The organism is Sinorhizobium chiapasense, from assembly GCF_045277575.1.
Classification (GTDB): Bacteria; Pseudomonadota; Alphaproteobacteria; order Rhizobiales; family Rhizobiaceae; genus Ensifer; species Ensifer chiapasense_A.
This window is the reverse complement of record NZ_CP144207.1, coordinates 159,374-171,687: the sequence shown is the minus strand read 5'-3', so window position 1 is coordinate 171,687 and position 12,314 is coordinate 159,374. Positions and strand designations below refer to the sequence as shown.

Genomic DNA, 12,314 nt, shown 5'->3' with positions numbered 1-12,314 from the left:
GCACTCCTTTCAGATAGGTAGAAACCGATGACTGATATCTTCGGGGTTCCCATTGCCGTTTTACTCGGGCAACTGCTGCTCGGCTTGATCAACGGCTCCTTCTACGCTCTCCTAAGCCTCGGCCTCGCCATCATCTTCGGCATGCTGAACGTGATCAACTTCGCCCATGGCGCCTTCTACATGCTCGGCGGCTTCGCCGCCTGGCTGCTGCTGTCGGCCCTCGGTCTCGGCTATTGGGAAACACTCATCGCCGCTCCCCTGATGGTCGGGGCACTGGGTGCCGTCGTGGAGCGGTTATTTCTCAAGCGCCTCTACAGGGTCGACCACCTCTACAGCCTCCTCCTCACATTCGGCATCGCCTTGATGCTCGAAGGGCTCCTCCGGCATGTCTACGGCGCCGCCGGCAAGCCTTATCCGATACCCCCGTCGCTGACGGGCGGCATCAATCTCGGCTTCATGTTCCTGCCGATGTATCGCGCCTGGGTGATTGTCGCCTCTCTCGCAGTCTGCATCGCCACATGGCTGGCGATTGAGCGGACCAAGCTCGGCGCCTACCTGCGGGCTGCGACGGAAAATCCGGGCCTGGTCCAGGCATTCGGAATCAATGTCCCGTTTATGCTGACTGCGACCTACGCCTTCTGCGTGGGCCTTGCCGGCTTTGCAGGCGCACTGGCCGCGCCGCTCTATCAGGTCAGCCCCGGCATGGGGTCCAGCGTCATCATCGTAGTCTTCGCGGTGGTCGTCATCGGCGGCATGGGATCGATCGGCGGCGCAATCGTCACCGCCTTGGCGCTGGGCATCATCGAGGGGCTGACGAAGACATTCTATCCTGCGGCATCCTCCATAGCGGTTTTCGTGGTGATGGTCCTTGTCATTCTCATCCGGCCATCCGGCCTGTTCTCCCGCGAGGCTTGATCATGAACAGTACAACCATGGTTTCTTCCCTTGAGCCCCCGCGCACGCGCCGGCACCGGACGACCGGAGGCCTTCTTCTCGCCCTTGTGGCCCTGCTGATGATATGCGCGCCGCTGGTGATCTATCCGCTGTTCCTCATCAAGATCCTCTGTTTCGCGCTCTTTGCGGCGGCGTTCAACCTCGTTCTCGGATATGCAGGGCTCCTGTCGTTCGGTCACGCGGCCTTCTTTGGCGGCGCGGCCTACATCACCGCCCACGCCGCCAAGGTCTGGCAGCTTCCCTTTGAACTCGCCGTGCTTGCGGGAACGGCCTTTGCGGCGCTTCTCGGCCTTGCCTTCGGCACGCTGGCCATCCGCCGCCATGGCATCTACTTCGCGATGATTACGCTCGCCCTCGCGCAGATGATCTATTTTATGGCGGTGCAGATGCCCTTCACCGGCGGGGAGGACGGCATTCAGGCCGTGCCGCGGGGCTATCTTCTCGGGATCATCGATCTCCGCGACATCACCGCCATGTATTACACCGTCCTCGGCGGAACGATTCTTGGCCTTGTGATCATCTGGAGGACCGTCAACTCGCCCTTCGGCCATATCCTGTCGGCCATTCGCGAGAATGAAACCCGCGTCACCTCGCTGGGCCTCAAGCCGGAACGCTACAAGCTGATCGCCTTCACCCTCTCCGCCGCCCTTTCAGGCTTCGCCGGCGCGCTGAAGGCGATCGCGTTCCAGCTCGCCTCGCTTGTGGACGTTACCTGGCACATGTCTGGCGAAGTCATTCTCATGACCCTTCTCGGCGGAATGGGCACGCTGATCGGCCCGATCGTCGGCGCCAGCATCGTCGTCGGGCTGGAGCATTTTCTGTCGACCAGCGGCCTGCCGATCACCTTCATCATCGGCCTGTTCTTCGTCGTATGCGTGATGATGTTCAGGCGGGGTGTGTTCGGTGAACTGAAGGCGCTGCTCGAGCGTTCAAAAACCTTGACTTAAGTCTTCTTATGCAAGTGTGCTTCACCGGGGCCGGTTTTCTGCCCCGGTTTTTGATTTCAGCCGGCGCGCCTTCCACGAGACCCGAACAGGTAGCCGATGGCTGCGGCCATGATGAGCTGAACAATGCTCGCCAAATCCGGCGAAATGCGCGCCGGACCGTCCGCCGGCGGCGTAAGGCTCGGCAGCAATCCCCCATGGAGCGCCCACGTCGCCACCACCACGGCGGCGAAGACGACAGCCGCAAGAACCGGCAGGCTGAGCGAAGTGCCGGTGGGCGACGCGGAAACTTGCACGGCGCGCGCACGCGGCAAGGCGGAGGCACTTTCGCTCGACGACGTGACGGCGACCGACTGCCTTACTGGGCCGGGTTGCGCGAAGGCATCACCCTCGGTAGATGTCGCCAATGACTGTCCAGCACCTTGGCGGGCGCGGATCTCTTCGGCAAATCGCTTGAAAAACTGCCCCGACATTTGTTTTGCGGTTGCATCGATAAGCCTCCCGCCAAGCTGTGACAGCTTTCCGCCGATCTGGGCATCGACGGTATAATGCAGGACGGTTCCATCCTCGACCGCTTCCAGACGAACGACCGCCACTCCCTTTGCGAATCCGGCGACGCCGCCCTGCCCTTCGCCGGTGATCCGATAGCCGTTCGGCGGATCGAGGTCCGACAGCGTCACGGCACCCTGGAACCGGGCCTTCACGGGCCCGACCTTGATGACAGCGACAGCCGACATTTCTGTCTCGGAAGACTTCGTTAGCTCCTGGCATCCAGGGATACAGACTTTCAGCACGTCGGCATCGTTCAGGGCACTCCACACCTCCTCTTTGCTCGCGGGAATGTGCTGCTGGCCAGTCATGTCCATGGAATATCCTCCTCGTCCCAATCGAAAAATCTGCCCTTTCCCGGGGCTCTGGTATTGCTTGACAATCCTATTTTAAGTCTAATAATGCAAGTTAATTTTGGAATGCGCCGTGGGATTGGCGAGGCTGGGAGGAGCCGCGATGACAAGGCTTTCCGCGATATATCGGAACACTCTGGCGCGCGCGGCCGTACGATGCCGGAAAGCGCCCTTCCTATCGACGGCGGCGCAATGAAACCGGCACCCTTCGAATACCTCGCCGCGACATCGGCAGCCGAGGCTGCCGAGGCCCTTGCCGCTGCAGGCGGCGACGGTAAGATCATCGCGGGCGGCCAGAGCCTCATGCCGATGATCAACTTCCGCCTGGTGAAGCCCACGATCCTGATCGACATCAACCGCATTGCCGGCCTCGATCGCATCGAAAAGCGCGGTGAACGGCTGCGCATCGGCGCAACGGTGCGGCACCGCATGACCGCGTCGGATGCGCTCGTGCACCGGCACATCCCGATCCTGCACGACGCCATGCATCACGTGGCGCATTTGACGGTGCGCAATCGCGGTACCTTCTGCGGCAGCGTCTGTCATGCGGACCCGGCAGCGGAAATGCCGATGATGACGCTTCTCCTCGACGGGACGATTGCCGCCCTCTCGATCCGGGGAGAACGGCAGATCGCCGCCTCGGAATTCTTCGTCGGCTCGCTGATGACGTCGCTCGAACCGGACGAGTTCGTCACCTCGATCGACATTGACACGATGCCGCCCGAGACGGGCTGGGGTTTCGAGGAATTCTCCAGGCGGCACGGCGATTTTGCCCTCGCCTGCGTGGCGACCACGCTGCGCATCGTCGACGGCGTCGCATGCGACGTCCGTTTCGGCATGATGGGCGTCGGCGAGACGCCGTTGCGCCTGCCGGACATCGAAACGCTCGTCGAGGGCCAGGCGATCTCGGAGACGCTGTTGCAGGACGTGTCGGAGGCCCTGAAGGGGCTCCTCCATCCAAATACCGATATCCACGCGTCCGCCGACTATCGCAGACACCTTGCCGGCGTACTTGCGCGGCGTGCACTGCGCGATGCCTGGAAGCGGGCAACCTTTCGAAAGGACGGCGCAGATGCGTGAAAAGAAGATCACCCTCAGCGTCAGCGTGAACGGCGTGGCCCACACCGCGACCATCGAACCGCGCATGCTGCTCAGCGATTTCCTGCGCCACGAGCTTGGCCTCACGGGAACGCATGTCGGCTGTGAGCACGGTGTCTGCGGTGCATGCACCGTCCTTCTCGACGGCCGGAGCGCAAGGTCCTGTCTGACGCTCGCCGTCCAGGCCGAAGGCGTGGAGATCGAGACGGTCGAGGGACAGGGGAGCGCCGATCAGCTCGGCCGGATACAGGAAGCGTTCCGCCAGCACCACGCCCTGCAATGCGGCTTCTGCACGCCCGGCTTCATCATGGCGATCACCGACATGCTGCGCCACCACCCCCTCGAAAGCGACGAGCAGATCCGCGAGGCGCTGTCCGGCAATATCTGTCGCTGCACGGGCTACGAACACATCGTCAACGCCGTCCGGGAGCTGGCGAGGGAAAGAGGACCTCTGACATGAAGATGCATTTTCTTGCCGGCGGCCGGCTGCGCATGCGCCGATCCGTCTTCGTTCCCGGTGTGGCGAAGGAGGAGACGATCGAACTGCCTGTCCACGCAACCCTGATACGGCACCGCCAAGGCAACGTGCTGTTCGACACCGGCTGCAACCCTGAGGCCGCCACCGATCCGCAAGCCCGCTGGGGCGGGTTGGCCAAGGTGATGACGCCGATATTTGATCCGGAGCAGACGGTTGTCCGGCAACTGGCAGCGCTCGGCCTTGAGGCTGGCGACATCGACGTCGTGATCTGCTCGCACCTGCATCCCGACCATTGCGGGTGTAACCAGTATTTTGGCCGCGCGACGATCCTGTGCCATGAGGCGGAAGTCGCGGCAGCGAAAACCAACGCCGCCGAAAACCAGGGCTATATGAAACCGGAATGGGACCAGCCGCAAGGCTTTCAGACCTTCGGCGCGGAGCACGACGTCTTCGGCGACGGGCACATCGTCCTCCTTCCCATGCCCGGCCATACGCCCGGCATGACCGTCGCGCATGTATCGCTGCGGGACAGCGGCACCTTCGTTCTCGCCTCCGACGCCGCGCCCCTTCAGGCCAATATCGATGCAGGCGTCGCGCCGCGGAACACCTGGAACATGGAGCTCGCCGCGGCGGCGCTCGCGCGCTTGAAGGCCTTCCGGGACAAGGGCGCGACCATCGTCTCCGGACATGACGAGGCGCAGTGGCAGGCCCTGCGCAAGGGCGGGGAGTTTTACGAATGAGCCTGCACGACCATTCCGTCGAACTCCGCCCCAAGCTTGTCGGCAAACGGGTGAAGCGCACCGAAGACCCGCGGCTGCTTGCAGGTGTGGGCCAATATGTCGATGACATGGCGCCGGCCGGAATGCTGCATGTCGCGCTGCGCCGCTCCGATCAGCCGCATGCCCGCATCCTCAACATCGATGTCGGCGAGGCATTCTCCGTTCCCGGGGTCATCGCCATCTACGACGCGACGGATCTGGAAAACGAGGTCAGGCCGGCGATCCCCACCTCCCGCATGCCCGACTATTACGCCACGCCCATCTGGCCACTGGCGCGCAACAAGGTGCGCTATGTCGGCGAACCCGTCGTCGCCGTCGTCGCGGAAAGCCGCTACGCCGCCGAGGACGCGCTGGAGCATATCACCATTGACTACGAACCCTTACCCTTCGCGATCCGGCAGGTCGACGCGGTGAAGGACGACGCCCCGCTGCTGCACGAGGAAGCCGGCACGAACACGATCATCCGGCGGGAATTCAAGCGCGGCGACGTCGATGCCGCATTCGAGAGCGCCGCGGTGACCGTCAAGGGCCGGTTCCGGATGACGCGAAAGACGGCCGTCGCGATGGAAAACCGATCCTACCTTGCCGAATGGGATGGGCGAAAGCAGGCGCTGACGCTTTACACCTCGTCGAACATCCCCGGCGTCATCCGGGATGTCCTGTCTGGATGCCTCGACTTGCCCGGCACGCGCCTGCGGGTCGTCGCGCCGGATGTTGGCGGCAGTTTTGGCGGGAAGGGGTCATTGTATGGAGAGGAAATCCTTGTCTGCGCCCTTGCTCGCAAGCTCAAGCGCCCGGTGAAGTTCATCAGCGATCGCCTGGAAGACCTGTCTGCGACGAGCCAGGCGTTCGATGAATTGATAGAAGCCGAGCTCGCCGTCACGGAGGACGGGATGCTGATCGGGCTCAGGGCCGACGTCATCGGCGATGTCGGCGCCTATTCGATCTATCCCTGGACCGCTGCCCTCGAAACCGTGCAGGTGGTGAGTTTCCTGCCCGGCCCTTACAGGATGGAGCATTACCGGGGCCGTATCCGAGGTGTTCTCACCCCCAAGCCGCCTACCGGACCCTATCGCGGCGTCGGCCGGCCATCCTCGACATTCGCGATGGAACGCTTGATCGAAATGGCGGCGGGCAAGCTGGGCATGGACCCGGTCGCGTTTCGCCGCAGGAACCTCGTCAACGCCGATGAGTTCCCCTATCGGACCGCCTCCGGGATCATCTGGGACAAGTCGGCGTTTCAGGAATGCCTGGCCGGCGCCTGCGCGCATGTCGATTATCCCAACCTCCTGCTCGAAAGGGATGAAGCGCGGCGGAATGGACGCTGGGTCGGTATCGGCCTTGCAAGCTATGCGGAACTGACCGGCATCGGCTCGCGCATCTCCGTCGCTCCCGGCATGCCCATCAACACCGGCACGGAAACCTCGAAAATCGAGATCGATGCGACGGGTGCGATCACCGCCGCCTTCGGCATCGCCTCGCACGGACAGGGTCTTGAGACCACTCTTGCTCAGGTGATCGTCGACGAACTCGGCTGCAAGCTCGAGGATATCGAGGTCAAGCATGGCGACAGCGCGCTGGTGCCGATGTCCAGCGGAACCTATGCCAGCCGCTCGGCCGTACTCGGCGGTGGCGCGGCTACCCTTGCCGCACGCGTCGTCAAGGGCAAGGTGTTGCGCGCGGCCGCCTATCTGATGGAGCAGAGCATCGATGACCTCGACATGCATGACGGCACCGTCACCAGCCGGAACTCGAACCGCACGATGACGCTCAAGGAGATCGCATCGGCCGTCTATTCGCAGATGGGGCGCATTCCGCGCGATCAGCGCGAGGATCTCGCCGCATCGGAGACCTATGATCCCTATCTCGGCACCGCCTGTTCATCCACCCATCTCGCCATGGTCGAGGTCGACCCCGAGACCTACAGCGTCAAGGTCCTGCGTTACGTGGTGGCTGAGGATTGCGGCAAGATCATCAATCCGATGATCGTCGATGGCCAGGTGCAGGGCGCAGTGGCGCAGGGCATCGGCGCGGCTCTTCTGGAGGAGATCGTGCACGACGACCAGGGCCAAGCCGTCGCGGCAAGCCTTGCGGACTACCTCGTTCCGGTGGCGACCAATGTGCCTGATATCGGCATCGTGCATATCGAAGCGGAATTGCCCAACAATGTAGGCGGGTTCCGCGGCATGGGCGAAGGCGGCACGATCGGCGCGCCGGCGACGATCGCAAACGCCGTATCCGACGCGCTTTCCCACCTCAGCGTCTCGGTGGAAACGCTTCCCGTCACGCCGGAGCGGATATTCCGGATGCTGCAGGCGCGTCGCGATCCGGCCGCTGCCGTCACAGATTGAACGGATAACGCAGAATGTAGTCGGTATCCTTCACCGTGATCTGCTTCCTGCATTCGGAGCAAACGACGATCGCTGAAAAGTCCTGCCCGCAGGTCTTGTGCCGCAGGCGCATCGGAGGCTTGCCCTCCGCAAGCCAGCGGTCTCCCCAGGCCATCATCACCAGCATCGGCTTGTAGAGATCGAGCCCCATTTCGGTGAAGCGGTACTCGAAACGTTCGCTTGAACCATAGGGAACCTTGCGAAACACCTCCGCCTGTACGAGGCGCGCAAGACGATCGGCAAGGATGTTCGTGGCGATGCCAAGGTTCTCCCGCATCTCCTCGAAGCGGCGGACACCAAACCAGCCTTCCCGCAGGATCAGAAAGCTCCATCTGTCGCCGATGATCCCGAGCGTCCGTGCGACAGAGCATGGCCGCACCCGCTCCAGAAGCGTGGGATCGGAACTCCGGCGCGACGTCGGCCGCGTATCGACGGGAGCGTAGCCCGCACCCGGCCCATCGCGGGGCGCAACCTCTCGCGCCGTGAACGGCTCCAGGCACTCGCAGCAGACAGTGACCGGGTGGCAGGCGCAGCCGCAGGTCTTGTGGATCAGTTGCAGAGGTGGCTCCTTGCCGCCCGTCAGCCATTTGTCGCCGAATTCCATCAAGGACAGCATGGTCGGAAAGAGATCCTTTCCTCGTTCGGTCAGGAAATACTGCTGCCCGGGTTCGTTGGGCCGCCGTCCCACGCTCATGATCTCGTTTGCGACCAGGGCGGACAAGCGCGACGACAAGGTCTGCCGGGGAATGCCCAGTCTCTGCTGGAACTTGTCGAACCGGCGGACTCCGAAATACGCTTCGCGAAGAATGAGGAAGTTCCACGTATCGAGAACAATCTCCATCGTGCGCCGAACTGATGACTGCCGCTGGAGCGGTATCGGCTTCGAAGTCGCAACGTGGGACGCAGGGTTCAATGTGTCTTTATTCAACATATTCAAAGGTGTACCGGTGACGTGTCATTAGCAGACAAAGCGCTTATTCCACGTTTAAGATAGATCAGAAAGTCTATTAGTGAAAGCCCTTAGTGTCAGGAATGGGGCGCCGGGTGAGCCGTGGACTTGATGCCCTATCTGCTTTCAACGCAATCATAGAGTTGATCAGGAACCGCAGCTCGCGCGGTTTGTGGTTCATGAAGCCAGGGCCAGCTGAGCCAAGTCCACGCAATATATCATCAGCCATCAACTCACAGCTAGAGCGCCCGAGAGGTTCTCTCCCGACCATCCCCATGCGGTCAAGATTGGCCGCCGCTTGGCATCAGGACCCATGTTTGTGGGAAAAAGGTTCAATATCCAAAGCATCTCCGCCAGGAGCTTGCAGGTGGATGGTGAAGCATCGTGAAACTGACGCTCGAGTTTGACATGAAAGCTGTCCTTACTGCCATCCGGACGACCGTTGAAACAGCTATCGGCTTCGGACAGTGTCTCGCTTGTCCAAAGTGGCTCTTCGGTGAAAAGCCATCAACCCTCAGGCAACGGTCGAACCATACGGCGGCGGCCTTAGGCGTCGCCTCGGAGTTCGGAGGAAACGGACTGTATCTCGTCATATGCCCCTCAGCGCGCCCGATGATGGGCGATTTACCCTGGATACCGAGAGGGACGCATGGTGCGCAACTCCAGGTGCGCAACTAGAAATTTTGCGCGACGCGATTGACCACTACTGACCAATCGCGTTGAAGTAGACAAGCGCGTTTTTTCGTTCGTTGGCTCGAACCTGCTCCCTCGACACGAGCTTGATCAATCGGTCTGCTGTCCTTAGAGACATTTCTGGTGGGGCCTGTAGCTCAATGGTTAGAGCCGTCGGCTCATAACCGATTGGTTGCAGGTTCGTGTCCTGCCGGGCCCACCATGCAATCACGAGAAACGCAAGCCCCTGACGGTTCAGTCCTTGGGAACGTCGATCTGCGCAGAACGCGAGCCGAAGCTGATCGCAAGGACTTCATCGCCGGGGCTGCTTACGGCCTGTCATCATACAGATATCACCGCGTAGCGGCCTCCTAACCTCACTGACGCCCGACGCCACCAAGGCTCGTTCTTGCGGCTTCGAATTCGAGCAGTGTGGCGAAAGTTTTAGAGGGACTAGACCGGCGACCGCCTCGGCGCGCATCAGAGGGCCGGCCAGACTGCGGTGCGTCAACCGCTTCAGCAACTTTCCGAAGTGCATGTTTCCCCTGTTGCGCTCACGCCCTCAAACCGCCGGCTGCTTCGGGCCGCAAGTACAGGACATTTGATGCCTGCGCGCAAACGCTCCGCCAAAGAAGCGAGCCTCCAATAGCCAATCGCCCTGGAGCATTTAGGACGCCAACTTGCGTGGCGAAACATATCCCCTGCTGCCGTCTAGCAATGTCCGCGTGTAGGGATGCTGAACATTGCCGTGCAGAAGCTGCTCGCGGCTCGCCACCTCGACAAACTGGCCGTCCAACATCACCGCAACGCGACCACACAGATGTGCTATCACCGCCATGTCGTGACTGACGAGGATATAGGTCAACCTCTCACGCTCCCGTAAGTCTTTCAGCAGGTTGAGGATCTCAGCCTGGATCGAGACATCGAGCGCCGAGGTTGGCTCATCCAGCAGCAGGATGCGCGGTTTTAGGATCAGTGCTCGTGCAATGGCTACGCGCTGTCGCTGACCACCGGATAGTTGGTGCGGAAAGCGATGCCTAAACCCGGGGGGCAAACCGACGTCGCGCAGAACCTGCTCGACACGCTCCTGCCGATTCTCGAGACCGTGGATTTCAAGAGGTTCCAGCAGCGTACGACCGATCGTATGGCGCGGATGCAGGGAGCCGAATGGATCCTGAAACACCATCTGCTGCTTGGCAAGTTGCGAGCGGGACCGTTTCGGGCCCACTTCCTCGCCGTCTATCGAAACGGAACCCCTCCAATCCTTGATGCGACCAGCGAGCGCGCCGAGAACTGTCGACTTGCCACAGCCGCTTTCTCCGACCAGGCCAAAGGTTTCGCCAGGCTCAACATCGAAAGCGGCATGTTTGACCACTTGCTTTGAAACGCCGCCGCTGCCGAAGGACACCACAAGGTCCTTGACCGATATAATGGACATGTCACGCCTCCGCCCAGCTTGCCTGTCGTTTCAAGATTTCCAACCTATCTCGCGGATAATCGAGACTTGGCAACGCCGCCAGAAGTCCACGGGTGTAGGGATGCGTCGCCTGGTCGAGGTTCGAAGCCTCAATAGTTTCGACGATCCTGCCCGCATACATGATGACGACACGGTCGCAGAAGCTCTTCACCAAGTTAAGATCATGCGAAATGAAGATCAGCCCGATGTTTCGCTCGCTAATCAAATCGTCCAGGATTGACAGCACCTGCTGGCGTACCGTCACGTCGAGCGCCGAGGTCGGCTCATCGGCTATGATGAGGGCGGGCGAAGAGATCAGCATCATCGAGATCATGATGCGTTGACCCATTCCGCCGGAGACCTCATGCGGGTAGAGATTGAAGACGCGCTGCGGTTCACGGATGTTCACCCGCTCCAGCATGGCAAGCGTGCGCTCGCGCGCCGCCTTTCTTCCGAGCCGCTCGTGCAGAATGACGGTTTCGGCGATCTGCTCGCCGACGGTCATGACTGGGTTCAGCGAATATTTCGGATCCTGCAGGATCATCGAAATCCGGCTGCCGCGGATTGCCCGCATCTCGGCCTCGCTCGCGGTCAGGAGGTCGATGTCCTCAAACTGCATCTCATCAGCAATGACATGGGCCGTTGCTGGCTGCAGGCGCATGATCGCGCGCCCCGTCGTGCTCTTGCCGGAGCCGGATTCACCGATAATGCCCACTTTTTCACGGCCGACATCGAAGCTGACGTTCTTGACAGCGTTCACTACGCCGGACAGCGTCGGAAATTGCACCGACATGTTCTTGACCGAAAGGATCGGTTTTGACTGTTCAGGCATTGCGGGGATCCATGATGTCGCGCAGTCCGTCCCCGAGCAGGTTGAAGGCGAGACTGACCAGAAGAATAGCGATGCCGGGAACAGTCGTCAGCCACCAGGCATCGAGCAGATATTGCCGGCCGGACGCTGCCATGGCGCCCCATTCGGGCATCGGTGGCTGCGCTCCGAGACCGAGGAAGCCGAGGCCAGCCGCCGTCAGAATGACGCTCGACATATTAAGCGTCAGGCGAATGATGATTGAAGGCGCGCACAGCGGCACGATGTGGCGAAAGAGAATGCGTCCCATCCCTGCCCCCTGCAACTCGGCGGCGACCACGAAGTCGGCACCACGGAAAGTCAGCGTTTCGGCGCGCGCCAGACGCGCGATCGGCGGCCAAACCGTAAGCGCAATGGCGATCACCGCATTTTCGATCCCCGGCCCCAGAGCCGCTGAGAAAGCAAGCGCCAGCACGAGACTTGGAAATGACAAGAAGATATCGGTAATACGCATCAGCACAACATCGACCCAGCCACCGAGATAGCCCGCTGCCGCGCCGATGGCGAAGCCGATCGGCGCGACGATGATGGTCACCAACACGCTGATGTAAAGCGTTGTGCGGGCCCCGTAGATGAGACGCGAATAGACGTCGCGGCCGAACTCGTCCGTCCCGAACCAGTTCATCGTTGAGGGCGGCTTCAACGCCAGGGTGAGATCCTGCAAGATCGGATCATGGTTGGCGAGAAGCGGCGCGAAGATCGCGATCACTACCAGCGCCAGCACCACCAAGAAGCCTGCCAAAGCCAGCGGATTGGCGATCAGGTTCAGCCACAGCACATAAGCCTTGTGAAGGCGTGCCTGACGCATCGAGGAGAACTCCTCA

Annotated in this window: 11 protein-coding genes and 1 tRNA gene; 7 read left to right on the top strand and 5 right to left on the bottom strand. The window is 61.4% G+C overall.

What is annotated here, in order from left to right; translation table 11 throughout:
• Nucleotides 1–27: 27 nt before the first annotated feature.
• Together QM996_RS31985 and QM996_RS31980 are read left to right on the top strand one after the other, a co-directional pair.
• Entirely contained in the window at nt 28–915 is an 888-nt protein-coding gene (locus tag QM996_RS31985) for a branched-chain amino acid ABC transporter permease (RefSeq protein WP_012707178.1), read from the top strand.
• Between the two features lie 2 nt (nt 916–917).
• The gene (locus tag QM996_RS31980) at nt 918–1,901 is read left to right on the top strand and encodes a branched-chain amino acid ABC transporter permease (protein ID WP_500270563.1); all 984 of its coding nucleotides are present in this window, start codon (nt 918–920) and stop codon (nt 1,899–1,901) included.
• Between the two features lie 56 nt (nt 1,902–1,957).
• Here QM996_RS31980 and QM996_RS31975 read toward each other — a convergent pair whose 3' ends face one another.
• Nucleotides 1,958–2,764, bottom strand: a complete 807-nt coding sequence (locus QM996_RS31975) for an SRPBCC family protein (protein WP_012707176.1) — start codon at nt 2,762–2,764, stop codon at nt 1,958–1,960.
• A 228-nt stretch (nt 2,765–2,992) separates the two neighbouring features.
• Between QM996_RS31975 and QM996_RS31970 the strand changes: the two genes are divergently transcribed.
• Genes QM996_RS31970 through QM996_RS31955 form a run of 4 tightly spaced genes read left to right on the top strand, consistent with a single transcriptional unit; the run spans nt 2,993 to nt 7,506 of the window.
• Nucleotides 2,993–3,880, top strand: a complete 888-nt coding sequence (locus QM996_RS31970) for an FAD binding domain-containing protein (RefSeq protein ID WP_334142168.1) — start codon at nt 2,993–2,995, stop codon at nt 3,878–3,880.
• Complete coding sequence (locus QM996_RS31965) at nt 3,873–4,358, top strand: (2Fe-2S)-binding protein (RefSeq protein ID WP_334142166.1); 486 nt, start codon at nt 3,873–3,875, stop codon at nt 4,356–4,358. Before QM996_RS31970 ends, QM996_RS31965 begins: the two co-directional genes overlap by 8 nt.
• The gene (locus tag QM996_RS31960) at nt 4,355–5,116 is read left to right on the top strand and encodes an N-acyl homoserine lactonase family protein (RefSeq protein ID WP_334142164.1); all 762 of its coding nucleotides are present in this window, start codon (nt 4,355–4,357) and stop codon (nt 5,114–5,116) included. The genes QM996_RS31965 and QM996_RS31960 overlap by 4 nt, the downstream gene beginning before the upstream one ends.
• Entirely contained in the window at nt 5,113–7,506 is a 2,394-nt protein-coding gene (locus QM996_RS31955; protein WP_334142162.1) for a xanthine dehydrogenase family protein molybdopterin-binding subunit, read from the top strand. The genes QM996_RS31960 and QM996_RS31955 overlap by 4 nt, the downstream gene beginning before the upstream one ends.
• Here QM996_RS31955 and QM996_RS31950 read toward each other — a convergent pair.
• Nucleotides 7,496–8,386 (bottom strand): winged helix-turn-helix transcriptional regulator, encoded by an 891-nt coding sequence (locus tag QM996_RS31950; RefSeq protein WP_334142160.1) that lies wholly within the window; start codon nt 8,384–8,386, stop codon nt 7,496–7,498. The genes QM996_RS31955 and QM996_RS31950 overlap by 11 nt on opposite strands.
• A 927-nt stretch (nt 8,387–9,313) precedes the next feature.
• Here QM996_RS31950 and QM996_RS31945 point away from each other — a divergent pair.
• A tRNA-Ile gene (locus tag QM996_RS31945) sits at nt 9,314–9,389 on the top strand.
• 444 nt (nt 9,390–9,833) lie between these two features.
• Here QM996_RS31945 and QM996_RS31940 read toward each other — a convergent pair.
• From QM996_RS31940 to QM996_RS31930, 3 genes are read right to left on the bottom strand one after another with little or no spacing between them, the layout of a single operon-like run.
• Nucleotides 9,834–10,604, bottom strand: a complete 771-nt coding sequence (locus tag QM996_RS31940; protein WP_334142158.1) for an ABC transporter ATP-binding protein — start codon at nt 10,602–10,604, stop codon at nt 9,834–9,836.
• Between the two features lies 1 nt (nt 10,605).
• Nucleotides 10,606–11,454 carry an ABC transporter ATP-binding protein gene (locus tag QM996_RS31935; RefSeq protein WP_334142156.1) on the bottom strand — a complete coding sequence of 283 codons (849 nt, stop codon included), beginning with the start codon at nt 11,452–11,454 and terminating at the stop codon, nt 10,606–10,608.
• A complete protein-coding gene (locus tag QM996_RS31930; RefSeq protein ID WP_334142274.1) occupies nt 11,447–12,298 on the bottom strand; it encodes an ABC transporter permease in 852 nt (283 codons plus the stop codon). Before QM996_RS31930 ends, QM996_RS31935 begins: the two co-directional genes overlap by 8 nt.
• Nucleotides 12,299–12,314: the final 16 nt, after the last annotated feature.